Source organism: Mesorhizobium sp. M0862 (assembly GCF_040319795.1).
Taxonomy (GTDB): Bacteria; Pseudomonadota; Alphaproteobacteria; order Rhizobiales; family Rhizobiaceae; genus Mesorhizobium.
In genome coordinates this window covers 60,563-85,958 of sequence record NZ_JAMYOJ010000021.1, presented here as the reverse complement: position 1 = coordinate 85,958, position 25,396 = coordinate 60,563, and the positions used below count along the sequence as shown (strand labels likewise).

Annotated in this window: 26 protein-coding genes; 14 read left to right on the top strand and 12 right to left on the bottom strand. The window is 62.9% G+C overall.

Translation table 11 applies throughout. The features are described 5' to 3' along the window. Positions 1-58: 58 nt before the first annotated feature. Positions 59-1,063, top strand: a complete 1,005-nt coding sequence (locus NKI15_RS25905) for a polysaccharide deacetylase family protein (protein WP_031247170.1) — start codon at positions 59-61, stop codon at positions 1,061-1,063. A gap of 26 nt (positions 1,064-1,089) precedes the next feature. Here NKI15_RS25905 and sbmA read toward each other — a convergent pair whose 3' ends face one another. The 3 genes from sbmA to NKI15_RS25890 form a co-directional block, all read right to left on the bottom strand. Then, positions 1,090-2,358 (bottom strand): peptide antibiotic transporter SbmA, encoded by a 1,269-nt coding sequence (gene sbmA / locus NKI15_RS25900; protein ID WP_023704870.1) that lies wholly within the window; start codon positions 2,356-2,358, stop codon positions 1,090-1,092. A gap of 115 nt (positions 2,359-2,473) precedes the next feature. After that, entirely contained in the window at positions 2,474-3,631 is a 1,158-nt protein-coding gene (locus NKI15_RS25895) for a YbfB/YjiJ family MFS transporter (RefSeq protein WP_031247171.1), read from the bottom strand. An 81-nt stretch (positions 3,632-3,712) separates the two neighbouring features. Further along, complete coding sequence (locus NKI15_RS25890) at positions 3,713-3,928, bottom strand: hypothetical protein (RefSeq protein ID WP_023668495.1); 216 nt, start codon at positions 3,926-3,928, stop codon at positions 3,713-3,715. A 94-nt stretch (positions 3,929-4,022) separates the two neighbouring features. On the opposite strand from NKI15_RS25890, the gene NKI15_RS25885 reads away from it, so the two are divergent. The 3 genes from NKI15_RS25885 to NKI15_RS25875 all read left to right on the top strand — a co-directional run bounded on the left by NKI15_RS25885 (position 4,023) and on the right by NKI15_RS25875 (position 6,651). Then, positions 4,023-4,937 (top strand): LysR substrate-binding domain-containing protein, encoded by a 915-nt coding sequence (locus NKI15_RS25885; protein WP_023687096.1) that lies wholly within the window; start codon positions 4,023-4,025, stop codon positions 4,935-4,937. A gap of 85 nt (positions 4,938-5,022) precedes the next feature. Next, complete coding sequence (locus NKI15_RS25880) at positions 5,023-6,279, top strand: aminopeptidase (RefSeq protein ID WP_023684389.1); 1,257 nt, start codon at positions 5,023-5,025, stop codon at positions 6,277-6,279. A gap of 15 nt (positions 6,280-6,294) precedes the next feature. Then, on the top strand, positions 6,295-6,651 hold the full coding sequence (locus NKI15_RS25875; protein WP_023745515.1) for a DUF488 domain-containing protein: 357 nt from the start codon (positions 6,295-6,297) through the stop codon (positions 6,649-6,651). A 138-nt stretch (positions 6,652-6,789) separates the two neighbouring features. Here NKI15_RS25875 and NKI15_RS25870 read toward each other — a convergent pair whose 3' ends face one another. After that, positions 6,790-7,137: an ArsC family reductase gene (locus tag NKI15_RS25870; RefSeq protein WP_023687095.1), complete on the bottom strand. Its 348-nt coding sequence runs from the start codon at positions 7,135-7,137 to the stop codon at positions 6,790-6,792. A 165-nt stretch (positions 7,138-7,302) separates the two neighbouring features. Between NKI15_RS25870 and NKI15_RS25865 the strand changes: the two genes are divergently transcribed. Further along, positions 7,303-7,659: an ArsR/SmtB family transcription factor gene (locus NKI15_RS25865; protein WP_352514473.1), complete on the top strand. Its 357-nt coding sequence runs from the start codon at positions 7,303-7,305 to the stop codon at positions 7,657-7,659. Next, positions 7,656-8,135 (top strand): SRPBCC family protein, encoded by a 480-nt coding sequence (locus NKI15_RS25860; RefSeq protein WP_352460059.1) that lies wholly within the window; start codon positions 7,656-7,658, stop codon positions 8,133-8,135. Before NKI15_RS25865 ends, NKI15_RS25860 begins: the two co-directional genes overlap by 4 nt. Before the next feature lie 89 nt (positions 8,136-8,224). Here NKI15_RS25860 and NKI15_RS25855 read toward each other — a convergent pair whose 3' ends face one another. Beyond that, positions 8,225-8,578: a nuclear transport factor 2 family protein gene (locus tag NKI15_RS25855; protein WP_023684393.1), complete on the bottom strand. Its 354-nt coding sequence runs from the start codon at positions 8,576-8,578 to the stop codon at positions 8,225-8,227. A 186-nt stretch (positions 8,579-8,764) separates the two neighbouring features. Here NKI15_RS25855 and NKI15_RS25850 point away from each other — a divergent pair, with 186 nt between their 5' ends. Continuing rightward, entirely contained in the window at positions 8,765-9,469 is a 705-nt protein-coding gene (locus NKI15_RS25850) for an SOS response-associated peptidase (protein ID WP_352514472.1), read from the top strand. Between the two features lie 440 nt (positions 9,470-9,909). On the opposite strand, the gene NKI15_RS25845 is transcribed toward NKI15_RS25850, so the two are convergent. The 6 genes from NKI15_RS25845 to NKI15_RS25820 all read right to left on the bottom strand — a co-directional run bounded on the left by NKI15_RS25845 (position 9,910) and on the right by NKI15_RS25820 (position 16,078). After that, positions 9,910-10,995, bottom strand: a complete 1,086-nt coding sequence (locus NKI15_RS25845) for an ABC transporter ATP-binding protein (protein ID WP_352514471.1) — start codon at positions 10,993-10,995, stop codon at positions 9,910-9,912. Then, positions 10,985-11,584, bottom strand: coding sequence for a helix-turn-helix domain-containing protein (locus NKI15_RS25840; protein ID WP_023684396.1), 600 nt, complete (start codon positions 11,582-11,584; stop codon positions 10,985-10,987). The genes NKI15_RS25845 and NKI15_RS25840 overlap by 11 nt, the downstream gene beginning before the upstream one ends. Before the next feature lie 282 nt (positions 11,585-11,866). Continuing rightward, positions 11,867-12,973, bottom strand: a complete 1,107-nt coding sequence (locus NKI15_RS25835; RefSeq protein ID WP_023668506.1) for an ABC transporter substrate-binding protein — start codon at positions 12,971-12,973, stop codon at positions 11,867-11,869. A 25-nt stretch (positions 12,974-12,998) separates the two neighbouring features. Next, a complete protein-coding gene (locus NKI15_RS25830; protein WP_023709184.1) occupies positions 12,999-13,826 on the bottom strand; it encodes an ABC transporter permease in 828 nt (275 codons plus the stop codon). Next, entirely contained in the window at positions 13,823-14,704 is an 882-nt protein-coding gene (locus tag NKI15_RS25825) for an ABC transporter permease (protein WP_023747934.1), read from the bottom strand. Before NKI15_RS25825 ends, NKI15_RS25830 begins: the two co-directional genes overlap by 4 nt. Positions 14,705-14,800: 96 nt before the next feature. Further along, positions 14,801-16,078, bottom strand: a complete 1,278-nt coding sequence (locus tag NKI15_RS25820; RefSeq protein ID WP_352514470.1) for an NAD(P)/FAD-dependent oxidoreductase — start codon at positions 16,076-16,078, stop codon at positions 14,801-14,803. 176 nt (positions 16,079-16,254) lie between these two features. Between NKI15_RS25820 and NKI15_RS25815 the strand changes: the two genes are divergently transcribed. The 7 genes from NKI15_RS25815 (at position 16,255) to NKI15_RS25785 (ending at position 24,402) form a co-directional block, all read left to right on the top strand. Next, positions 16,255-17,412: a fumarylacetoacetate hydrolase family protein gene (locus NKI15_RS25815; RefSeq protein WP_352514469.1), complete on the top strand. Its 1,158-nt coding sequence runs from the start codon at positions 16,255-16,257 to the stop codon at positions 17,410-17,412. Positions 17,413-17,549: 137 nt separating this feature from the next. After that, complete coding sequence (locus NKI15_RS25810) at positions 17,550-19,094, top strand: sugar ABC transporter ATP-binding protein (RefSeq protein ID WP_352514468.1); 1,545 nt, start codon at positions 17,550-17,552, stop codon at positions 19,092-19,094. Continuing rightward, complete coding sequence (locus NKI15_RS25805; protein WP_196814808.1) at positions 19,091-20,119, top strand: ABC transporter permease; 1,029 nt, start codon at positions 19,091-19,093, stop codon at positions 20,117-20,119. Before NKI15_RS25810 ends, NKI15_RS25805 begins: the two co-directional genes overlap by 4 nt. Before the next feature lie 296 nt (positions 20,120-20,415). Then, positions 20,416-21,348, top strand: a complete 933-nt coding sequence (locus tag NKI15_RS25800) for a substrate-binding domain-containing protein (protein WP_023687083.1) — start codon at positions 20,416-20,418, stop codon at positions 21,346-21,348. Positions 21,349-21,457: 109 nt separating this feature from the next. Next, positions 21,458-22,444 (top strand): ABC transporter permease, encoded by a 987-nt coding sequence (locus tag NKI15_RS25795; protein WP_023668514.1) that lies wholly within the window; start codon positions 21,458-21,460, stop codon positions 22,442-22,444. A 4-nt stretch (positions 22,445-22,448) separates the two neighbouring features. Then, positions 22,449-23,243 (top strand): ATP-binding cassette domain-containing protein, encoded by a 795-nt coding sequence (locus NKI15_RS25790; RefSeq protein WP_023668515.1) that lies wholly within the window; start codon positions 22,449-22,451, stop codon positions 23,241-23,243. Between the two features lie 136 nt (positions 23,244-23,379). Then, positions 23,380-24,402 (top strand): LacI family DNA-binding transcriptional regulator, encoded by a 1,023-nt coding sequence (locus NKI15_RS25785; protein ID WP_023668516.1) that lies wholly within the window; start codon positions 23,380-23,382, stop codon positions 24,400-24,402. Positions 24,403-24,738: 336 nt separating this feature from the next. Here NKI15_RS25785 and NKI15_RS25780 read toward each other — a convergent pair whose 3' ends face one another. Then, positions 24,739-25,320: a TetR/AcrR family transcriptional regulator gene (locus NKI15_RS25780; protein ID WP_023668517.1), complete on the bottom strand. Its 582-nt coding sequence runs from the start codon at positions 25,318-25,320 to the stop codon at positions 24,739-24,741. Positions 25,321-25,396 lie beyond the last annotated feature (76 nt).

Here is a 25,396-nt window from a genome sequence, read left to right as displayed (position 1 = left end):
ACGCCACATTTTGCCGATAGCCGGCTTGGACTGCCTCCAGATCAAGCCCAGATTGCCGATGCCACGTTTGTCCCGCGTTGTTGCGTTTTCCTCAGCCGTGCTTGCCATGGCTGGTGCGGCTTTCGCCGACCCGCCGGCGCCGCCTGCCCCGGCAAAGCCGAAGCAAATCGTCATCATCTCGTTCGATAGCGCCCGGGAGATCTCGCAATGGCACCGCAGCCGGGCGCTGGCCAAGCGCACCGGCGCGCATTTCACCTACTTTTTGTCCTGCGTCTTCCTGCTGTCGCCGCAGACGCGGGCCGACTACACAACTCCGGCCAAGTCCGCGGGCAAATCCAACATCGGCTTTGCCGCTTCGAAGCAGGACGTCGCCGATCGGCTCGATCAGATCGGGCTCGCCGCTTCGGAAGGCCATGACATCGCCAGCCATGGCTGCGGCCATTTCGACGGCAAGGACTGGAGCAAGGCCGACTGGCTGAAGGAATTCGCATCGTTCGAGCGCATTCTGGAGAACGCCTATGCAATCAACGGCATTGCGCCCGAGCCCGCAGGCTGGCGCGCTATTGCCCATGCCGTGGTCGGCTTTCGCGCACCCTACCTCTCGACCGGCAAAGGGCTCTACAAGGCCCTGGCTGAAGCAGGCTACGACTATGACGCCAGCGGCGTTTCGAACGGCCCGGTCGAGCCGCCGACCAGCGGCGGCCTCACTCGCTTTTCGCTGCCGCAGATCCCGGAAGGCCGGAGCGGCAGGCCGGTGATCGCCATGGACTACAATCTTTATGTCCGCCACTCCGGCGGTTTCGAGCGGCCGAGCCAGGCAGCCGAGTTCAGCGATCGGACCTACCAGGCGTTCCGCGCCGCCTTCGACAAGCAATATCAGGGCAAGCGCATCCCGCTGGTGCTGAGCTTCCATTTCACGCTGATGAATGACGGCGCCTACTGGAACGCGCTGGAGCGCTTTGCCGACGAGACGTGCGTGAAAGCCGACGTCGAATGCATCAGTTTTCGCGATTATGTGCAGCGGCAACGTGGTAGCGAGAGGCAGGCGGCGGTGGGCGGCTGAGCCGCCAACCGTCTGTGCAAATAGGATCAAGCCGGGTCGGGTTCCTTTGCCTGTTCCTGACGCTCCATGAAGTGGCGGTCAATGTCGGGCAGCGGCTCGCCGCGAATCGTCGCCTCGAAGGCGCGAAGGCGCTTGTGAACTGACAGAAGCTCGACAATCGTCGACCAAGAATTGACGAGATACTGGAATGAGTTGGTTACCTGACTGAAGGCTGAACTGACCTGGTTGATGAGACCCAGCGTCAGCGTTCCAGCGATCATGGAAGGCACCATCAGGAAGTAGGAGAAGACGTTGTTGGTCTGAAGATAAAGATAGCGGACCACGTTGAAATACACATAGTGGAAATACAGGCGAAAGTAGTTTTGCCGCACACTCGCAAACAGCTCCGCGACGGTCGGCGGCTGCGCCCGGGCCGGATCGTCCTCACCGTAGACGAGTTCCTTGCGATATGCTGCCTCGACGCGCTGGTTACGAAACTGCAAGCCAGGAAGCTTGATGCCTGCGGTCGCAATGATGACTGTACCGAAGACTGCCCAGAAGATCGCAGCCAAAACCAGCGGCTGAGGAACATGACCGATCAATGGCAACTCTGTGACATGCTTAGAATAACTGAGCAGGATCGGCATGAAAGCGATAAGCGTCATGATGGAATCGACGAAGCTAGTGCCAAGGTCTTCCATTATCTTGGAAAACCGCATCGTGTCTTCCTGCACACGCTGTGCAGCGCCCTCAATATGGCGCAGCTTCGGCCAATAGGACATGTAGTAATTGTTCATCGCAGTGCGCCAGCGAAACACCCAGTGGCTGACGAAGAAGTTTGTCAAAACGAACACGGTAACCGCGACAAGAGCGATACCGAGGAAAGTGATTATTTGAGCGTAAAGATCAGCCTCGGTTGCCTTGACCGTTTTGCTAACGATGCCCTGAATGAGGTCCCAGAATGGTCCATACCATGCGTTGATCGCCACGCTTACCTGCACCTGAAAGTAGGTCGTGAACAGGAGCAGCGAACTGCCGAGGATAGACCATTGGTCCCACGGGTGCGGAGAATACCAGTGCCAGAAGCCATAGAATATCAAAACGCCAAGCGCATAGTAGATGTAGAACCAGAGGAACGGAGGCGACCAGAACACCGAGACGCCTATGATGGGCGGCGCGTCGGCAAGAGCCGGAGGCAAGCCGAGAAACGCGCCAAGCTGGTCAGCACCGAGGAACCAGGCTGCCACGAGAACCGCAGTCCAGACGACGGCCGAGATGAAAAACAGCTTCGGCTGCGGGAAGAAGGATACGAACACTGTGGTGAAATCCTCGGTCGGTGCGCAAATCAGCGGGGTTCGGCGGGCATAAAGTCACACATTAGGTGGAAAGCAAATGCCCGTACCCGATGCCCGGCATCGAGCAAGACCACAATCATGGCGATTTTGGCGCGGCCGACCAGGTGATCCCAGCAGATACCAGCAATACGCCAGCAGCGACGATCGAGGCCAGGAAGAAGTTGCCCGAGGCTTGCGCCAGCAGTCCGGCGACGATCGGGCCGACGATCTGGCCGATGCCGAAGGAAGCGGTCATCAGCGCAAAAATCCGGCGCGGCGCCTCCGGCACGAGCTGCCTTGCCGTCTGCAGGCCGAGCGCGGTGATGGCGATGAAGGTGCCGCCGAGCAGGACGCCCGCCAGCAGCGGCCCGGCGGTGCCGCCGATGGCGACGCTGGCGGTGACGCCGACCACCTCGACCAGGCAGCCCAAGGCATAGGCGGTATAAAGCCCGATCCGTGCCGCTACCTTCTGCCACAGCCAGACCGAGGGAAAGCCGGCAAGGCCGGTGACCATCCAGACGCTTGCCTCGAAGACGCGGCCGCCGCCGCCCTGGCGCACGATGGCGACCAGGAAGGTCGCCGTCACCACATAGCCGAAGCCGAACAGGCCGTAGGCAACGATGACTTTTGCCAACGACCGGTCCCTCGGCAGTGCCGGTTCGCGGTCGGCCACGCCGCGGCCAGGTGCGGTGCCGCCGGCGAGCAAGGCGACCATCGCAAGGCCGCCGGCGGAAATCGCTGCCGACCACAGCCAGCCCGAAGCCCAGCCGGCATGTTCGGTGACCAGAACCGCCATCAGCGCTGAGGATGCCGCGATGCCGAGGCCGACGCCGCCGAAATGCAGCGCCTGCAGGTCGCTTCTGTTGGCGGCTGCCAGGTGACCGAAGACGATCGAGGCCATGAACACCATGACGAAGGCGCTGGCGAGACCGGCAAGGAAGCGGAGGACGACAAAGGCGGTCATCGTCTCGCTCAGCCCCATCAGGGCGGCGAGCGCAGCACTGGCGGCAAGGCCGCCAAACATCAGCAGGCGCTCGCGCCCATGCGCCCAGCCGCCGGCCGCCGCAAGCGCGCCGACGAGGTAGCCGAGGTAGTTGGCCGACGCGATCCAGCCGGCATCAGCCGGCGACAGATGCAGCTCCTCCATCATGCCGGGCAGGATCGGCGTGTAGACGAAACGGCCAATGCCCATGGCGACGGCCATGGCGATCATGCCAGCGAGAGCAAGGCGCAAGGGTGATGGAGCGGCGTTCATTGCAGCGCACCATAGAATTGGCGACCGATGAAACAATCCGCTTTGTGTTGGGCCAGCGGGCGCGACTAACGCCCCCGCATCTCAGCCGCAGCCGACCGCCCCGGTCTCGTAGGCGGTGCGGCGCGCCGTCAGCCGGAACGGGATATCTCCGAGTTCGCGTTCCGACATGGTGTCCAGCACCGGATGCGACAATGGGTCGGTAACCCAGTCGATGACATCGCCGCCGTGCATCCCATCATAGCGGTCCGGCCGGAGGCCGGCAGCGGCTAAGATCTTGAACAATGATACGATCGTCATCCTCGCCTCCTCGGTCTGACTGTCCCACTAAAATCTGCCTTGTCGGGCTGTCTTTCAATTGAGATTTCAGCCGCGCCGGTTTAGAAAAACTGAAATGGCTATGCTGAACCGCGTCCATCTCAACGGCCTGCGCGCCGTCGAAACCGTCGCCCGCCTCGGCTCGCTGGCGGCCGCTGCCGGCGAGCTCAACGTCTCCGTCAGCGCCGTCAGCCAGCAGATCAACCGCACCGAAAAGCAGCTTGGACAGGCGCTGTTCGAACGAACGGCGAGCGGGCTGGTGCTGACCGAGTTCGGCACGGTTTTTTCCGCCCGGCTTGGCGCCGGTTTTCGCGAGCTGGCGCAAGCGGTGGCGCTGGCCGACGAGGCAAGCCAGTGCACGCTGGTGGTTTCGGTGGCGCCGGCCTTCGCTTCGAAATGGCTGCTGCCGCGATTGTCGCGGCATTTCGACCGCCATCCCAACGTGCTGCTGCGCATCGACGCCTCGGTGCGGCTGGCCGATCTCGAGCGCTCCGACATCGACATCGCCATCCGGCTTGGCGACGGCAAATGGCCGGGCGGCCGGGCGGAACTTTTGTTGGCGCAGGAAGTCTTTCCGGTCTGCGCGCCGGTGATCGCCAAGAAACTGAAGTCGATCGAAGACCTGGCGCAGACCTGCGCCATCACCGACGAACGGGCGATGATCAACTGGGAGAGCTGGTTCAAGGCTGCCGGGGCCGAGCCGGTCAGCTTCCGCAAGGGCGCGCGCTTCACCGACCCGATGCTGTGCCTGGAATCGGCGATCGCCGGCCATGGCGTCATGCTCGGCTGGCAATTGCTGGCCGCCGATGCGCTGGCCGACGGCCGCCTCGTCGCGCCTTTCGGCGTGCGGGCGCAGAGCGGCCTCGGCTACTGGCTGGTGACCTCGGCGACCAAGACCGAAAGCCGCAAGGTGCGCGATTTCAAGATCTGGATCCGCGAGGAAATCGCGGCGACCGTGGCGCAGTTTAGCGCGCTGGAAAGCGCTGCCTAGGGCTGTCCGTCGCGACGGTGCTGGAAAGGACAGCCGCGCCGGCCTATGTTGGAACTCTCACTCCCGGACCAAGGCAGGCAGGATCATGACCACACATTCGCGCGGCGTTTCCGCAACGATCGACCCGGTGAAGCTCGACAGGCTGGCGGAAGTCGCCATCAAGGTCGGGCTGCAATTGCAGCCGGGGCAGGATCTGGTGCTGACCTCGTCGATCGCCGCACTGCCGCTGACCAGGCGCATCGTCGAGCACGCTTACAAGGCGGGCGCCGGGCTGGTAACGCCGATCTTCAACGATGACGAGATCACGCTGGCGCGCTTCCGCTACGGCGCGGATGCCGGCTTCGACCGCGCCGCCGGCTGGATGTATGAAGGCATGGCGAAGGCCTTTTCCAACAATGCGGCGCGGCTTGCCGTGCGCGGCGAGGACCCGTCGCTGTTGTCGGCGCAGGACCCGGCGAAAGTGGCGCGCGCCAACAAGGCGAACTCGATGGCCTACCAGCCGGCGCTGGAAAAGATCACCGGCTTCGACATCAACTGGAACATCGTCGCCTACCCGGATCTCGCCTGGGCAAAACAGGTCTTCCCCGGCGATGCCGACGATGTCGCCGTGGTGAAGCTCGCCGATGCGATCTTTTCGGCATCACGGGTCGATGTGGAAGACCCGATCGCAAACTGGACGGCGCACAATGCAGCGCTGCGCGGCCGCACAAAGTGGCTGAACGAGCACAATTTCCATGATCTGCATTTCAGCGGCCCGGGCACCGACCTCACCGTCGGGCTGGCCGATGGCCATGAATGGATGGGCGGCGCCTCGACTGCCAAGAACGGCGTCACCTGCAATCCGAACATCCCGACCGAGGAGGTCTTCACCACGCCGCATGCACGGCGCGTCTCCGGCCGTGTATCCTCGACCAAGCCGCTGTCCTACCAGGGCACGCTGATCGACGATATCTCGGTGCGTTTCGAAGAGGGCAGGATCGTCGAGGCCAAGGCTTCGAAGGGCGAGGACGTGCTGAAGAAAGTGCTCGACACCGACGAGGGTTCGCGCCGGCTCGGCGAGGTGGCGCTGGTGCCGCATTCCTCGCCGATCTCGGCCAGCGGCCTGCTGTTCTTCAACACGCTGTTCGACGAGAACGCCGCCTGCCACATCGCGCTCGGGCAGTGCTATTCAAAATGCTTCGTCGACGGCGCCTCGCTCACCCAGGACGAAATCGCCCAGCGCGGCGGCAACAAGAGTTTTATCCACATCGACTGGATGATCGGCTCCGACAAGATCGACATAGACGGCGTGCACAAGGATGGCCGCAAGGTGCCGGTGATGCGCAAGGGTGAGTGGGCGTAAGCTCGCGGAGGGCGGATGGGTTTCGACCTGACGGTCAAGCGAATTTACGAAGCACCCGCGCCCGATGACGGGCAGCGGGTGCTGGTTGATCGCATCTGGCCGCGCGGCATCAGCAAGGAGGATGCCGCGCTGACGCTGTGGCTGAAGGAGATCGCGCCGAGCGATGAATTGCGGAGGTGGTTCGGACATGAGCCGGCGCGATGGGCGGAGTTTCAGGTGCGGTATTCGGTCGAGCTGGATGGGAATAGAGAAGCGGTGGCGAAACTGCGTGGCTTGCTCGGCAAGGCCAAGGTGACGCTGCTTTATAGCGCACATGACGAGGCGCATAACAATGCGGTGGCGTTGGCGGGGTATTTGCGCTGGACGGGTTGAGAGACAGCGAACCGCTGCATACGCCGCAAGCGAAAGCCTGCACAATTAGCGATCGCCCTCCACGCGTTCGTCATCCTTGGGTCTGCGCTGCGTCGCTTCGCTCCTTGCTACGCCATAGGCTGACGAGGCAAGGCTACGCTACTTCACCACCCCTTCATAAGCCTCCGGCTTGAACCCCACCAAAATCTCATCCCCGACCTCGAGCACCGGGCGCTTGATCATCGTCGGGTTGGCCAGCATCAGCTTCCTGGCCTTCTTCTCGTCGAGCCCTTGCTTGTGCTTGTCGGGCAGTTCGCGGAAGGTCGTGCTGCCCTTGTTGAGCAGCTTTTCCCAGCCAACCTTGCCGATCCATCCATCCAGTCTGCCCACCTCTATCCCCTCGGCCCGGTAGTCGTGAAAACGGTAAGGCACATCGTGGCCCTCCAGCCAGGTGCGCGCCTTCCTGATCGTGTCGCAGGTGGTGATGCCGTACATGGTGATCGTCAAAACGCACTTCCCTTGGGCTGGTGGTCGAATCCGCCGGACAGCCTAAAACCGTCCTTCCCGCTTTGCCAGCACCCCGGTCACATCAGCCCATTTTTAGGGCTTGCCAATACTAAGGAATTTTCCTAAGTATCTTTCCATACCCGTCGACGGACCTCAGGATCGCCCATGCCAAGCCTCCACGCCCCAACTACAAGTCTCCCGCCGATCGACGGCATCTTCCGCGCGCTGGCTGACCCGACGCGGCGGCGCGTGGTCGAGCGGTTGAACCGCAGTCCGGCCTCGGTCAGCGAGTTGGCGCAGCCTTTCGAGATGGCGCTGCCTTCCTTCATCGAGCATCTGAAAGTGCTGGAAGGCTGCGGACTGGTGCGATCGGAAAAAATCGGCCGCACCAGGATCTATCAGCTGGCGCCCGAACCGCTGCAGCTCGCCGAAAACTGGCTGGCCGAACAGCGCACGCTGTGGGAGCGCCGACTCGATCAATTCGACGCCTATGTGATGAGCCTCAAGGAGCAAGAAAAGTGAGCTATCCCTTCAAGCCCGACCCCAGACTGGACCTGACTCTGGAGCGCAAGCTCGACGCGCCGCGCGAACTCTTGTGGAGCGCGATGACGGTGCCGGAGCATGTCAAGCAATGGTTCACGCCCAAGCCCTGGCTGATCACCGATTGCGAGATCGACCTTCGTCCGGGCGGACTGTTCCGGACGCGCATGCAATCGCCCGACGGCAAGGAGGTCAACGACCGCCATTGCTGCTATCTCGAGATCGTGCCGAACGAGCGGCTGGTGTGGACCGATGCGCTGCTGCCGGGCTATCGGCCCTCCGGCGAGCCCTTCATCACCGCAGTCATTTCGCTTCAGTCGGATGACAAGGGCACGCGCTACACGGCAACGGCCATCCATCGCGACGAGGCTACCCGCAACAATCATGAAGAGATGGGGTTCTTCGACGGCTGGGGCACGGTGGCCGATCAGTTGGCGCAGTATGTGAAGACCATTTGAGCTTTTCCCACTGTGGCCAGGACTTTGTCCCGGCCGCCTGGTTTTTGGGTCGTGCAGCGAAGTGCGCCGGAACCCTACGGCACCCGGGCTCAGTAGTAGAAGCGCTCTTCGGTGATCTTGCCGTTCTTGACCGTGTACAGGCCAACCTCGTCCATGGTGACCCGTTCGCCGGTGGCCTTGGGCGTTATGTCGAACTTGAAGCGCACCGCGAACTGGTCGCCGTTGACATAGGGGCCTTCGACAGAGCCGCCATGGACTTCGTGGTTCTCTTGCCACCATTCGCCCTTTTGCCTGAGAGCCTCCTTGCCACGGGCGATGGCCATCGGCCCCTCCATGGCTTCGAGGCTGACGATATCATCGGCATTGTACTTTTCACCAGCACCCAGGTGATCCCCCTGCTGGAGCATTTCAGTGAAATCCTTGGCAACATCCGCGATGGTCATGTGTGTTCCTCCTGTTCAGACTGGTTTGAAGTAGGGAAGCGCTTGCCGGCCCGCCACCTTTACCCGCACGACAGCTGACAAGGTGTGTCAGGACGATTATATAGCGCGGCTGTGTGACGACGATTGCGGCGGCGTCGGACAGCGACTTCGGTTGCAGACAAAAGCCAATTCCGCAATGCTGGGTGCATGTGCAACCTCTACAACATCACGACGACGCAAGAGGCGGTCCGCCAATGGACCCGCACATTGCGCGATATCAGCGGCAACCTCGAACCTTCGCTTGATGTCTATCCCAATCAACCTGGGCTTGTCGTTCGCAACAGGACGGATGGGGAGCGTGAACTGGCGAAACTGCTTTGGGGTTTGCCAACGCCGCCCGAGCGCATGAAAGGTAAGGCCGACTACGGCACCACCAACGTTCGCAATCCGCAATATTCGCACTGGCAGCAATATGTGGGCGTCGAGCACAGATGTGTCGTGCCGGTGACCAGCTTTGCCGAGCCCAGCCCTGCGGCGAACGATAAAGACCCGGAAACAGGAATCCAGCGAAATTACTGGTTTGCCCGTGGCGAGAGCCGGCCGCTGTTCTTCTTCGCTGGTTTCTGGACGTCTTGGCAGGGCGTGCGAAAGGTCAAGGACGGTCCCGGCGACTTCGAGCTATACGCCTTCATGACCACCAAGCCTAATGCTCTCATTGCGCCGATCCATGAGAAGGCTATGCCCGTGATCCTCACCACGCCGGAGGAAACCGAGGCTTGGCTGACGGCGCCATGGTCGGAAGCACGGCATTTGCAGCGGACGGCGCCCAACGACGCGTTGGTGATCGTTGAGAAGCCAGCCACACAGATCAAGTTCCCACCAGAGGCGCCGGCCCAAGGGTCTCTGTTTTAGCCCGAAATCGGCTCTCCTCAATCGTCGTCTCGCCAGATTACCCGGCGAACCATGCGGATTTCGACAAGACGTCTGACGCGAATTTTAAGGCGTTCAGCAGCGCTTGGCAGAATGATGCCTGCATCGAGCTCACGACCTTTGCAGCGCTCGCACCGCATGTGCCGCTCCACATCCCAAAAGGGGATATCACCAACCAGCTTTGCGAGATCGCCAGGCAGATAGTGTCGAGTGATGTTGCAGTTCCGACATCGAACACGAATTAGCTGCCCGACTTCATGCGCCAAGCAGAGGGTTTGCACATTTCGGCGCGGTCGGGTGCTTAGTTCGGGCATCCCGCAAAGTAGGAATATGTTCCTTTGCGAGTCAATTCACACTTAATTCCACCTTGGCGATCTTCACAGCAGGTTAAATCCAACCGTCGATGAAGGGATTGGGTTGGATCAGCTTGGCAGCATAGGGCAGTTGGCACCACGGCGCAGGCTGATATGCGCCACGTCGCCGACGCTGAATTGAAAGCCCTCGGCCTGGCGCGGCGCATCGATCACCACCGGCAATCCCTGCCCCAGCTCAGCATGCAGCCGCAGCGTGCGGCCGTGGAAGACGATGGAGTTGACGCGCGCCGGCGCGGTGCCGGCGGCGGCATCGGTGGTGGCCAGCAAGTCCTCGGGGCGAACGCCGATGGTGCGCTCAGTGCCTTCGCCGGGTGTGTCGCCGGTTTCAGATGTTGCTTCCAGCGAAAGCCCGCCAGCGGCGAAGCGCAGGCGGTCGCCGTCGCGGCCGATGAAGCGCGATTGCAAGAGGTTCATGGTGCCGATGAAGCTTGCGACGAATTTCGTCGCCGGCCGGTCGTAAAGCGTAGCCGGCGGCGCGATCTGCTCGATGCGGCCCTTGTTCATGACGACGATGCGGTCGGAGATCGACAGCGCTTCGGTCTGGTCGTGGGTGACCATGACGAAGGTGGTGCCGAGCCGCGACTGCAGCCGCTTCAGTTCGACCTGCATCTGTTCGCGCAGATGCGCATCGAGCGCCGACAGCGGTTCATCGAGCAACAGAACGCGCGGCTCGCAGACTATGGCTCGGGCGAGCGCGACGCGCTGGCGCTGGCCACCCGACAGTTCGGAAACGCGGGCGCCGAGCTTGTCGGCGAGGCCGACCATGTCGAGGGCTTCGCGGACGCGCTTTGCCTGCTCGGCGCCGGACAGTTTGCGCAGCGACAGGCCGAAGCCGACATTCTCGGCGACGTTCATATGCGGGAACAGCGCATAATCCTGGAACACGGTGTTGACGGGACGGTCGAACGGCCTGAGCGCGGTGATGTCGCGACCATCGAGCAGCACCTTGCCGCTCGACGGGCTTTCGAAACCGGCAATGACGCGCAGGCTGGTGGTCTTGCCGCAGCCCGAGGGCCCGAGCAGGGTGATGAACTCACCGCTGATAATATCGAGATCGACGGCGTCGAGCCCAACAATGCCGCCGGGGAAAACCTTCGAGACCTTGTCCAGCCGCACCAGTGCGTCAGGCGCCATCGCGCACCTCCGAGGGTTTGGTGGTGTTGACCCAGAGGATCTGGCAAGGTTCGGTGCCGGGATTGCGGAAGGCATGAAGGAGCGTGCTCTTGAAGGCAAAGGAGTCGCCGCTCTTCAGCACGTATTTTGTCGAGTCCACCACCAGTTCGACCTCGCCCGAGAGGACATAGCCGAATTCGTGGCCGATATGCGCATAGGCTTCCGCCGTGCCGCCATCGGCTTCCACCGTCACCAAGAGGCCGGTCAGCGCCGCGCCCGGCGGTGACAGCAGCGCCTTGGCGATGCCTTCCGACTTGACCGGGAGCTGCCGCCTTTTGTCGGCGCGCACGCAATAGAGATCGTTGGCGGCTTCGTTGCCGTCGGTGATCAGCGCCGAAGGCTCGATGTCGAGAGCGGCGGCCAGCGGCCAGATCACCTTGACGCGCAGCGAAGACAGGCCGCGCTCGATCTGGCTCAGCGCCCCAATCGACACGCCGGCTTTTGCCGCAAGCTCGGCCAGCGACAAATTGCGCTCCAGCCGCAGCGCCCGCACGCGCCGGCCGACGCGAATGTCGGCGTCGGCCTTTGGTTTCGCTTCAAGCATGTCCATCAGTTGGTCCTTGTTGCAGTCTTTGGCGCGGCGGCAAGACCCGCGGGCTTCAGGAGATTAGTCACAATTACCTGCCGTCGGCGCTGCCCCCTCATTGTCCTGCCGGACATTTCTCCCCGTATAGTGACGGGGAGAAAGCGGCTGGTCGCAAACTCGGCGCCATTTCTGCAACGTTTGCGATTTGCGAAATCGCTGGTGACAGCGCCCCTCTCCCCGTCACTATACGGGGAGAGGATGCCGGCAGGCAGGTGAGGGGCAGCGCAACCGTCGGCGATGGATCCCTCAGCCGCCCGCCTTCACTTTCTCGAACATCTTCGCCACATCGTCGTTCTGCTTCATCGGGCCGGTGAAGATGGTGGTCTTCAGCATCACCTCCGGGTCCGCCGGCAATTGCAGCTTGTCCAGTTCGTCCTTCGCCACGCCGGCGAAGGCGGTGCTCAGCGAGCTGCCATAGCCGTAGGCCTGGATCAGGTACTTACCCGAGTCGGCGTCGAGCCGGCTGTTGATGAAGTCATAGGCGAGGTCGACGTTTTTGGCGTCCTTGAGCATGACGAAGCCGCAGGCCCAGGTCAGCATGCCCTCCTTCGGCTTCATGAACTCGACCGGCACGCCCTGCTTCTTCAGCGAGGTTGCCGACGCGTTCCAGGTCATGGCGGCGACCAGCTGGCCGCTGGCCAGCGCCTGTTCGACCGAGGTCATGTCGGTGGTGTAGTTGGAGAGCAGCGGACGCTGCTCGCGCAATTTTTCCGCCACCTTGTCCATCTGCTCCGGCGTCATATCGAAGGGGTTTACGCCGGCCAGAAGTGCTGCAACGATCGGCGTGTCATGCACGGCATCGATGGTCGCCATGCGGCCGGCATATTGCTTGTCCCACAGAAGGTTCCAGCTCGCTTCCGGGTTCTTCACCAGATCGGTGCGGTAGAGGATCGAGGTGTTGCCCCAATCCCACGGCACCATCCAGACCTTGCCGTCGCCGGCCTGGATGTCGGGCAGGTTCTTGAACACCGGGAAGATCGAATCCCAGTTCTTGATGCGCTTGGTATCGATCGGCTGCAGCAGGCCTTCCTTGTTCCAGCGCGCCACCTTGTCGTAGCAGGGATGGGCGATATCGGGGCGGAAGCCGGCCTTGACCTTGGTGAAGGCATCGTCGTCGTCGCCGAAGATCGAGGCCTCGACGCCATCGGGATGGGCCGTCAGGAAGCTCTTGTTGAAGTCTGGCAGTTCATAGCCGGACCAGGTGAAATATTGCAGCTTGTCGGCGGCGAAGGCGACAGTCGACGACAGGACGATTGCAAGCGCGGCAAGCCCGGTGCGGGCTGTCTTTGCAGTGATCGATTTCGGGCCAGTGATCGATTTCAGCCCAGTAATTGATTTCGGGTCGAATGCCATTTCGGTTCTCCTCTTTTGTTATGGGTCAGGCTGGACTGGTGGGCGCCGTCCGACGGGCTGTGCTCAGCCCGCGATGGCGCAGGATTTCGGCGATGCCGGCGATGATGACGGACACAGCAAGGATAGCTGTCCCCAGCGCCATCACGGTCGGCAGCGAGCGAGGAAAACGCAGTTGGCTCCAGATGTAGAGCGGCAGCGTCGGCTCGGTGCCGGCGAGGAAGAAGACGACGATGAACTCGTCGAAGGAAATCAGAAAGGCCAGCATGAAGGCCGAGACGATGGCCGGCAGCGAGAGCGGCAACATCACCCGCCGGAAGGTCGTCCAGTCGGAAGCGCCGAGATCGAGTGCGGCCTCGCGAATGGTTTTCGGAATTGCGGCAAACCGGCTGCGCATGATCACCACGGTGGTCGGCAGCGCCACCAGTATGTGGCCGAGAACGATGGCGATGCGCGACGGGCCGAGGCCGATGAGATTGACGAGGATCAGCAACGATATGCCGACGATGACGCCGGGGATCAGGATCGGCAGCCTGGAGATGGCGCTGATGGTGGCGGCGAGCGGCGAACGACCGTAGAGGTCCATATAGGAGACGGTGATGCCGCAGAGCGTGGCGCCGGCGGCGGCCACGACGCCAATGACGAGACTGTTCAAAAGCGCGCCGGACAGCGCCGGATTGCCATAGAGCGTGGCATACCATTCGAGCGTGAAGCCCTGCAGCGGAAACGCGGCCTGGATGGAGTTGTTGAAGGAAAACAGCGGGATCAACAGCACCGGCAGATAGAGGAAGACGAGATAGGCAAGCACATAGACGCCGAGCCAGCCGCGGCCATCATCTCTCCGCGCCGCGCTCATGTGCGGCTGCCGAATTTGCGGTCGGCGCCGCGTGCGACCAGCACCACGCAGAGGATGACCAGCATCACGCAGACTGAAAGTGCCGCCCCGAACGGCCAGTCATTGGCCTTGCCGAACTGCGACTGGATCAATGTGCCGATCATGGTGCTGGCGGGACCGCCGACCATGGCCGGGGTGACATAGTCGCCGACCGTCGGCACAAAGACGACGAGGGCGGCCGCCAGAACGCCCGGCATCGAATTGGGCAAGACGACGCGGCGAAACGCCGTGAACGGTCTGGCGCCGAGATCGGAGGCGGCTTCGAGCAGTGATTTCGGGATGGTGTCCAGCGCCACATAGATCGGCAGGATGGCGAAGGGCGCATAGGCATGCGCCAGCGTGACGACCACCGCCGCCGGCGTGTTGAGGAAGGCCAGCGTCGGCTCCGACCAGATGCCGCTTTCGATCAGCGCCGAGTTCAAGACGCCGTTGTAGGCGAGCACGATCTTCCAGGCGAAGACGCGCAGGAGATAGCTGGTCCAGAACGGCAGGGTCACCAGAAACAAAAGCAGGCTGCGGCGGCGGCCGGCATAGAAAGCGAGATAGTAGGCGACGGGATAGGCGGTGACGACGGTCGCCAGCGTCACCAGGCCGGCGATCACCAGCGAGCGCAGCGTCACCGTCCAGTAGAGCGGATCGGAGACCACGGTGATGAAGTTGCCTGCCGTGAAGCCGGCGCCGAGCAGCGAACCGTCATTGCCGCGAAGTGAGAGGAAGAGCACAAGGCCAAGGGCAAACAGGATCAGGAACAAGGTGACCAGCCCGCCCGGCAGCAACATGGCGAAGCGGAAGCCTCGGGACGACCCTGCCGGCGCTTCTGTTGCAACGATGCTCGACATCGGACTGCTCAACGGAAATATGAAATCGGCTTAGCTTTTTTCATATTTGTGAAACTGTCAAGCTGAATCCACGAGGCCTAGGCGACCGGCACCCAATCAGCGCTCGAAGGCGTCGAGCATCCGGTACCAGGCGATGGTCGCGGCGACGCCGACCTGGCGGAAGGCGTGGAACGGGATCGGCCGGACCGGCGACAGCGGGAACGGCAATTGATTGACATCGCCGCCCGCGAGGTAGCCCGCCATGCGTTTTCCCAGCGCGGTCATCAGGCCGACGCCCCTGCCCTGGCAACCAACCACGGCGAGCAGGCCCTTTTCCGGCTCATGGATGTGCGGCAGGTGATCCGGTGTCATCGCCACGCGGCCGAACCAGCGCTTCTCGATGACGACATCGGAGAGCGCCGGATAGAGCCGCACCAGCGCGTGCTGCAGATGCGCCCAGTCGGCCTCGCTCCTCGGCCGCGCCATGCGGCCGCGGCCGCCAAGCACCAGATGGCCGTCGGCTGTTTTGCGGTAGTAGACGAGAATGCGCCTGGAGTCGGACACCGCCTGCCCTTCCGGCAGGATCGTCGCCGCAAGGTTGGATGACAGCGGCGCGGTCGCGACCTGGAAGGAATGCAGCGGCACGATCGTTTCCGCGAGGCCCGGAAGCAGTCCATCGGTATAGGCGTTCGTCGCCAGGACAACCGCTTTCGCCCGCACCTCGGCGCCGCTTTCGGTTGAGACACGCCAAAGGCCGGCCTCCTTGCGGAGTTTCACCACCTTCTGCCGCTCGGCAATGCTGGCGCCGGCGGCGGCGGCGATGCGCGCCAGTTCCACTGTATAGGTGAGCGGATCGATGATGCCGGCGCGGCGGTCGAGCCAGCCGCCGAGATAGCCTTGCGCGCCGGTCATATCGGCGATCTCGCTTTCATTCAGAAGCCGGACATCGGCGCCACGCGCCCGCCATTGACCATCCCTGTTCGCCGCCGCTTTCAATGCGGTTTCGGTATGCGCGGCCTGGATCCAGCCCTTGCGGGTGAGCGGCACCGCCAGCTTTTCGTCGCGGATGAGATCGAACACCGTATCCGCCGCCGAGGCGGCGAAATCGACCAGCGCCCGGCCACGCTCGGGGCCGAAATGCTCGAGCAGCCATTCGGGATCATATTTCAGGCCGGGAATGACCTGGCCGCCATTGAGGCCCGAGGCGCCCTGGCCGATCTCGCCGGCCTCCAGCACCTGTACACCGAGACCGAGCCGGGCTGCGTGCAAGGCGGTCGACAGGCCCATGAAGCCGCCGCCGACGATGGCAACGTCGACCGGCGCAGTGACGAGCAACTGGAAGGCGGATGCGGTCTGCGGCTTCTGCCAGATCGGAACGGAAAACGGTGCGGGCAAGGCTTCACCTGGAGTATGCGGAAAATGAAAATTCTAGTGCCAGTTTCATTTTTTTGAAAGAGCGGGCCTCATGTCAGAACCGACAATTGCCTGCGCCACGGGATAGACCTTTGGCGTGAATCCGGTGAAAGTGCCGCGGCCCAGCTGCCATCTCGATCATCAAAGGACCGTAAGCCATGACGAACCCAATGCAGCTTCCCGCCGACGGGCTCTTCATCGGCCGAGCCAGGGCAAGCGATGCCTCGCATCCGCTGGTGGTCACCGTGCGCGACGGGATCGTTTTCGACGTCACCTCGACCACCGCACCCACAGTGCGCGACATCTGCGAGATGGCCGATCCGGCCGGACACGTGCGCTCTGCCAAGGGCGAACCGGTCGGCTCGCTCGACGCGATCGCCGCCAACAGTTTTCAGGCCACCCGCGATCCGGCAAAACCCTATCTGCTCTCGCCTGTCGACCTGCAGGCGGTGAAGGCGTCGGGCGTGACCTTCGTGGTCAGCCTGCTCGAACGCGTCATCGAGGAGCAGGCGCGCGGTTCGGCGGAAAAGGCCGACGCCATCCGCGCCGACATTGCCGGGCTGATCGGCCACGATCTGTCGAAGCTGAAGCCCGGCTCACCCGAAGCGATGGAGATCAAGGCCAAGCTCATCCAGCGCGGCGCCTGGTCGCAATATCTGGAAGTCGGCATCGGCCCCGACGCCGAGATCTTTACCAAATGCCAGCCGATGGCGTCCGTCGGCTTCGGCGCCGATGTCGGGCTGCATCCTGTCTCCACCTGGAACAACCCCGAGCCGGAGATCGCCATGATCGCCGCCAGCACCGGCAAGATCGTCGGCGCGACCATCGGCAACGACGTCAATCTGCGCGACGTCGAGGGACGCTCGGCGCTGCTGCTCGGCAAGGCCAAGGACAACAATGCCTCGGCCTCGCTTGGGCCCTTCATCCGGTTGTTCGACGCAAGCTTTTCCATCGACGATGTCAAGCGCGCCACGGTGGGGCTGAAGGTCGAGGGCGAGGACGGGTTTTCGCTGGAGGGCGCGAGCTCGATGGCCGAGATCAGCCGTTCGCCCGAAGAGCTGGTCGCGGCCGCCATGGGGCCGCACCACCAGTATCCCGACGGCTTGGCGCTTTATCTCGGCACCATGTTCGTGCCGTCGAAGGATCGCGGCGAGAAGGGCAAGGGATTCACCCACAAGATCGGCGACATCGTCACCATCTCGTCGGAGAAATTCGGCGCGCTGGTGAACCGCGTGCTTCTGTCGCCCGATTGCCCGCACTGGACCTACGGCGCCAGCCATCTCATGCGGGACCTCGCCAAGGCCGACCTGATCTGATTTCGGAGCAGCGGGACGAACGGATAGCCGATAAACGTTCGCATCCGGTCCCTGTAAGCCGTTTGTTAGCGGAATCCGGGTGACTGTATCGGAAATTCGCTCCAGGATCGGGGCGCGGTCTGTGGGGGCCGAATCGCATGCTCGGTTTGCCGATGATATCGGTGCGCAATCTCGCCATGCGTTATGGCGGCGTTGTCGCGCTCAGGGATATGAACCTGTCTGTCGGACAGGGGACCATCCATGCTGTCGTCGGTGAAAGCGGCGCCGGAAAGTCGACGCTGGTGAAGGTGCTTGCCGGCGTGCTCCGGCCCAACAGCGGCACCATCCGCGTCGGCGACCAGATCGTCACCGTCGACAGCCCGATCGCTGCACGCAAGCACAGCTTCGGCGTCGTCCACCAGGGGCTCGGCCTGTTTGCCGACCGCTCGGTGCTGGCCAATCTGTTCGTCAATCGCGAGCCGTTGCGCAATGGCTTCGTCTCCAGGCGCGAAATGGAGGCACGCAGCCGCACCTTGCTTCGGCAACTCAAGCTCGACGTCGATGTCCACGCTCCTGTGGGACAACTCGGCATGGGCGAACGGCATTATGTCGAACTCGGCCGCGCAATTCTGGAAGGCCCGAGGCTGCTGATCCTCGATGAACCGAATTCTGCGCTCGACCGGCGCCAGACCGAGCACCTGTTCACCGTACTAAGTGACCTCAAGGCCAAGGGCACGAGCGTGCTCTATGTCTCGCACCGGCTGGAGGACGTGTTTGCGATCGCAGACCAGGTCACCGTGATGCGCAACGGCCGTGACGTGCTGACAAGTGAGCGCTCGGCGTTGAGCGAAGCCGATGTGATCGACGCCATGATCGGCCAGCAGCGCGGCAGCCTGTTCCCGCCTGCACTGCCGGCCAATGCCAGCACGATAAGGCCGCGGATCACGGTGGAGGGTCTGAGCGGCGGCCGGATTTCCGGCGTCAGCTTCACCGCCCGCTCCGGCGAGATCCTCGGCTTGGCCGGGCTTGAGGGGTCGGGCGTTGAAGACCTGTTCGAGATGCTGTTTGGCCTGCGCGAGGCGCAAAGCGGCAGGGTGCGGCTCCCCGACGGCTACGGCTTGCCTGGAAATCCGACCGAAGCGGCGCGGCGCGGCATCGGCCTGGTGCCGGCCAACCGCCTGTGCAACGGCCTGATGCCCGACCGGTCGCTGGCCTTCAACATAGGCAACATCGCTACAGGCGCCCGCAACTGGGGGTCTCGCCGCTACTCGCCCAAGGCCGCGATCGCCGCCGCCGCAAGGCAGATCGATGCGCTGCGCATCAAGGGCCTGCCGGACGCGCCGGTGAATTCGCTGCTGGCCGGCGATCAGCAGAAGATCGTAATCGCCAAATGGCTGGAGACGGCGCCGCAAGTGCTGCTCCTAGACAATCCGGCTGGCGGTATCGAGGCGGCTGCCAAGCGCAAGATCTATGCGCTGATCCGGCAGATGGCGGCCAATGGCTGTATCGTTTTGCTGCGTTCGGTCGAGCCGTCCGAACTGACCAACCTCAGCAACCGCGTCCTTGTCTTCCACCGCGGCCAGGTCGCCGGCGAGCTGTCCGGCGTCGAGATGAAGCGAAGGACAGTGCTGCAACTGACCACCACCGGCGAGATGCCGGAGGCGGAGCGGCCGAAAAAGAAACTCGTGGGAGCCATGGCATGACACGATTGGATCCCATGCTACAGCTTGCCGGTTCGGCTGCCCACCCGAAGCGCAGCCTTCGCCTGCCCCTCGAACTCAGGCCGCTCATCGGGCTCGTTGTCCTGGTGGCGATTACAGGCTTTGCCCGGCCGGATTTCCTCGATGAGGCCAATGTGCTGTCGTTGCTGGAAACCGCTGCGTATCCCGGCATGCTGGCGATCGGCATGGTGTTCGTGCTCGCACTCCGCGAGATCGACCTTTCCGTCGGCTGGATATTCCATCTCGCGGCCCTTCTCACCGCATTCCTTCTGGCCGCCGGCATCGACCCGTGGCTTGCCGCCCTTGCCGGCGTGCTGCTCGGCGCCGGGCTCGGCCTCGTCAACGGCCTGCTGGTGGTGGCGCTGCGACTGCCGGCCATCGTCGTTACGCTGGGCACCTTTGCAATGTTCCGGGGCGTGGCGGCGGTGGCCGTCAAGATGCAAGCGACAGCTCCGGCCAGCCCAGGCGGCGACTTCTTTGAGATCGTTCACGGCAAGCTGTTCGGCCTTGTGCCGACGGCTGTCTTTGTCTTCGTCGCAATGGCGGTGGTGATGCACCTCGTGCTTCACCGCAGCCGCTTCGGCTACCGGATCCAGGCCGTCGGCAGCAATCCGCAGGCGGCGCTCTATGCCGGCATCCCGACAGGTGCTGTGCGGCTGCAGACGCTGGTGCTGATGGGCGTCATCTCGGGGCTGGCGGGCGCGCTGTGGCTTGGCTCTCCCGTTACCGACGTCGACCAAGGCGGCGGTTTCGTGCTGATGGCGATTGCCGCGGCGATCATCGGCGGCACCTCGCTTTCCGGCGGGCGCGGCACCGTCTTCGGTGCGGTGATCGGCATGCTGATCGTCCAGGTCATCTTGAGCGGCGTGACCCTGTTCGGCATCGACGCCGCATGGAGCCCGTTCGTGATCGGCGCGGTGATGGTGCTGGCGCTCGCGCTCGACCGGCTGGCCAAGGTGCTGCGCAACCGCCAGGCCGAGCGCTTTCAGGAAAATCCGCGCGCCTGAGTTTAAGCCCCGCCTGCTTGCCGGGGAATATCTCTATCTCTTGGTTTGACGCAATTCCGGGCGGAAAACCGTTTCACACTTTTCCTGGAATTGCCCTCTAACTGATGCGATCTGATGGGATCGCTGATGGCGCGTTGCATCGCGCCACCATCCATTGGGCGGATAGAGGCTTGCCATCGGCCGCAAAAGAAGATGCTCTGCGCATCCGGGTCGGCGCTGGCAGGAGAGAGGATCAAGGGCATCGCCCGGATCATCGCCGGACGTGGAGGTCGTTTTTCAACATGGGAGGAAAGCAAATGCTGACGAGGCTACGATTACTCGTGCTTGGCTTGATTGTGGCGCTGGCCGTTCCGGCGGCGGCACAGGCCAAGACGTTCTACTGGATTTCGCATGGCGGCCCGGCCGACCCGGTCTGGACCTACTTCCTGGCCGGCGCCAAGCAATGGGCGAAGGACACCGGCAACACCGTCAACACCTCGTTCCACAATGGCGACGTTGCCTCGCAGCAGGAGGCCGTGCGCGCCGCGATCTCGGCAAAGGCCGACGGCATCGTCACCACCAGCCCCGATCCGGGCAGCCTGATCGAAATCGCCAAGGAAGCCAACACGGCCAAGATCCCGATCATCAACTTCAACACGCCCGATCCCAAGGCAAGCTTCGACGCCTATGTCGGCGGCGACAACGTCACCTTCGGCAAGCACTGGGCGCAATATCTGGTCGACAAGGGCCTGGTGAAGAAGGGCGACTTCGTCTGGATGCCGGTCGAAATCCCCGGCGCCACCTACGGCGTCCAGGAAGAGGAAGGCATCAAGAGCGTCTTCGAACCGCTGGGGATCACCTATGAGATCACCGAAGCGACCCTCGACCAGGCCGAAGCCATCAACCGCATGGTCGACTATCTCACCGCCAACAAGGCCAAGGTCAAGGCAATCATCGGCCTCGGCGATCTGGTCACCGGCTCGATCAAGCGGGTGTTCGACCAGGCCGGCATCAAGCCGGGCGAAATCCCGGTCGTCGGCTGGGGCAACTCGCTCGACACCACCCAGGAAGTGCTGACCGGCTACGTCAATGCCGGCCAGTGGCAGGACCCGCAGGCGACCAGCTATGTCGCTCTGTCGCTGGCCAACATGGCGGCGTCAGGCATTCCCCCGGGCTTCAACGTCATCACCGGCGCGCTCTATGAAAAGGACACCGCGCAGGTCTACGACGACATCCTGTCCGGTAAATAACCCAGACCTTCAACAGTCGCGGCCGCAGCCGCGGTCGCGACTGTCTTTTCGCCGAGCCCTTCGCGTTGCGCGCTGGGCTCAGCCTTCCCCTTCCTGTCGCAGGTTATCAGTGGAAAACCGTTCGCTCATCCAACGCCTGATCGCGAGGCCGGAATTCGGGCCCTTCGTTCTGCTCATCGTCGAAATCGCGGTGTTCTGGAGCATCAACCACGATTTCCTGTCGCCGCAGAACATCTCCAACACGCTGGCCTTCACCGTCGAGCTCGGGCTGATCGCGCTGGCGATGACGCTGTTGATGACGTCGGGTGAATTCGATCTGTCGGTCGGCTCGCTGTTCGGCTTTTCGCCGGTGCTGATGTGGACGCTGTTCAACAGCGGCCTGACCTCGCTGGAGGTCGGCTTCCTCGCCGCGCTGCTGATCGCGGCCTTCATCGGCCTGGTCAATGGCTGGTTCGTCACGCAGCTGAAAATCCCATCCTTCCTGGTGACGCTCGGCATGCTGCTGGTGGTGCGCGGCACCGCGCTGTTCGTCACCGACGGCTTTCCGCAGCGGACGTGGAGCGCCGAGGGCAGCTGGCTGGCCGAAGCGCTGGTCGGTGATTTCTTCATCGGCCCGTTCCGCATCTACATGTCGCTCTTCTGGTTCATCGCGGCGGCCATCGCACTGGGCTACGTGCTGACGCAAAGCCGGACCGGCAACTGGATCCAGGCAGCCGGCGGCAATCCAGGCGCCGCAAGGGCGCGCGGCGTCAACGTCAGCGGCGTCAAGATCGGCCTGTTCGTGCTGTCGTCGGTGATGGCTTCGCTTGCCGGCGTCATCTCGTCGCTGCGCACGTCGGCCGCCAACCCCAACAGCGGCACCGGCTACGAGCTCGAAGTCATCGCCATGGTGGTGATCGGCGGCACGGCGCTGACCGGTGGGCGCGGCACCATCATCGGCACGGTGCTCGGCATCCTCATCCTGCGCGTCATGCGCAACGGCATCGTGCTGATCGGCGTGCCCGGGCTGGCCTACAACATCTTCATCGGCGCCATCATCCTCGGCATGATGGCGCTGCACTCATGGCTGGAACGCCGGCATCAGGCAGGGACCTAGAACCATGGCTGAACCGCTCATCCGCATGTCCAACATCAAAAAGTCCTACGGGCGCGTGCAGGCGCTCGAAGACGCCAATTTTCATGTCAACGAAAGGGAGATCGTCGGCCTGCTCGGCGACAATGGCGCCGGCAAATCGACGCTGATCAAGGTGTTGTCGGGGGCGGTGCCGCTGACCAGCGGCGACATTTTCATCCGCGGCAAGAAGGTCAATCTGCGCAGCACCAGCGACGCCATCGCGCACGGCATCGAGACGATCTACCAGGATTCGGCACTGGTGACGCAGCTGTCGATCGCGCGCAACCTGTTCCTCGGCCGCGAGCCGATCAAACCGCCGCGCTTTTTGAACCGCATGGACCAGGAGGCGATGAACAATGTCGCCCGCGACCTGTTGAAACAGGTCGGCATCTCCAAGAACATCCCGCCGACGACGCCGATCGGCTCCCTGTCCGGCGGCGAGCGGCAGGCCGTCGCCATCGCGCGCGCCATGCACTTCGACAGCGACCTGATCATCCTCGACGAGCCGACCAACAATCTCGGCGTCGCCGAGACGCAAGGCGTGCTGAGCTTCGTGCGCAACGCGCGCGATTCCGGGCATTCCTGCATCTTCATCGCCCACAACATCCACCATGTCTTCCAGGTGGTTGACCGCATCGTCGTCATGCGCCGGGGCAAGGTGGTGGCCGACGACATCGACCCGAAGAAGACCAGCGTGGCCGAGGTCGAACGCATCATCACCGGGATGTCCGACAAGGAGATCCGCGACGCCATCATCGAAGGCGGGCCATCGCACGGCTGAACCGTCTTCGCGCCGTCTGGCACGGAAACGCATCCGCTCTAACTCGTTGTAGAGCATGACCTTTTGACAAAACGGTTCCCGTTTGTCCGAGAAAACCGGTTCCCACTTTTCGGGATCATGCTCTATGACTACAGCCATGAAAGCCACCGTTGCCGACATAGCCAGGAGCTGCGGCCTGTCGACCGCGACCGTCGACCGGGTTCTGAACAACCGGGCCGGCGCGAGCGCCGCCAACCGCCAACGGGTGATGGAGGCGGCCAAGCAGCTCGGCTATTTGCCGGTGGTCGATCAGGTGACGCTGCCGTCGCGGCCGGCGCATCTTGAATTCTTCCTGCCGATCGGCGCCAACGGTTTCATGATCGACCTCGCCGGGCACATCGAGGACTATGCGGGGCGCCTGCCGCTGGTCGCCTCGTGCCGGATCCACAATCTCGGCGGCATCTCGCCGGCAGCGCTGCAGGCGGCGGTTGAAAATCTGTCGCTGAAGGCCAATGGCGTCGGCGTCATTGCCGTCGATCATCCGCGAACGCGCAACATATTGCGCGATGTGGTCGAGGCAGGCATCCGCCTTGTCACGCTGGTCTCCGACGTTCCAGCCGCCCCGCGTTCGGCCTATGTCGGCATCGACAACCGGGTTGCCGGACGCACGGCGGCGCTGTTGATGGGGCGCTTCCTCAATGGCCGCCAGGGTCATCTGGCGATGGTCGTCGGCTCGCGTTCCTATCGCGGGCACGAGGAGCGAGAAATGGGCTTTCGGTCGGTGCTGACAGAGGAATTCCCCAATCTCACGGTCTCGAGTGCGGTCGAGATCAATGACGAACCGGAGGGCAGCTACACCGCAACGATGCAGGCGCTGCACAACGAGCCGGAACTGCTCGGCATCTATTGCGTCGGCGCCGGGCGCTCAGGTGTGGCGAGAGCGCTGCTCGAGGCCAAGCCAAAGAAGAAGCCGGTCTTCATCTGCCACGACCTGACCAAGGAAACGCGCGGCTATCTCGTCGACGACCTCGCCGATGTCGTCATCGACCAGAATGCGCGGCTGATCGCGGAGCAATCTGTGATCCGCCTGCTTGGCTCGATCGCATCCGCCGCGCCATACCTGACGAAGAAGTTCATCGAGCCACGGCTGATCTTCAAGGAAAACGTGCCGGTGCAGTGAAGTCGCGCCGTGGCGGTTTCTTCGATTTGTACGACAAGTCGGGGTAGATGCCGCAAATCTGCACAGCAGCCATGCAACTTTCATTGTTGCCGAATCATTGGGCAACCCGTACTCATCTGGGTGTCGGCCATCTACTCCTCCCAGATGCGATGCCGACGCTGAGCGCGGTGCACCTCCTCCCGCATCTCGTTCGAAATCGAGCCCGCTGCCACCTCCTCCCGGCAGCGGGCTTTTTTCATTCTCAAATGAATCTAAATTAGAGTTGACGGGCAAGTTCGGAGAATAGCCAAAAGCCCCGCCGGATGATGGGGACTCCTCAACTCCGAAAGCTGGAATTCAGCGCGCCCTGAAAGAGCTGATCAGGCCTTCAGCCATGCGCACGAACTGCGTGCTGGGGCCCTGGCAGCCCATGGTCTGCACGCTGACGCGCGCCCCTTCGAACAGCAGCGACAGCGTATCGGCCAGAAGCTCGGCCTGACCGATGCCCGCATCCCGGCACAGCGCAACGAGGCGATCGCGCTGAGCGCTCTTGAGCTCCTTGATCACGCTCCTGGCGGGATGGTCCGGCTCGGTCAATTCGGCGGCGGCATTGGCCATGTCGCAGCCGCGACCGTCAGCCGCCAGGCAAGCAGCGGCCATGCGAATCCAGGCATGCAACTGGGCGAGCTTGTCGCCGGGATGCTCAGCCTCGAATTGGTCCCACATCGCGGCGCCTTTAGCCGCCGACGCGCGCAGGCATTGGACGATCAGTTCGTCCTTCGACTCAAAATGACGGTAGAGCGTCATCTTGTTGGTGCCGGCGGCTTCCGTGATGGCGTCGACACCGACGCCCTTGATGCCATGCTTGTGAAACATGTCCTGCGCCGTCTCCAGGATTCGGTCTCGGGGGCGCACGCGATCGGTAATGCCGTCTGCCATCGCAGTCTCCTTGTCTCCCTAAAAATTCGGTTCACCTCTTGACTAGGGTGTTACCGGTCTGTAACTATCCGAATGT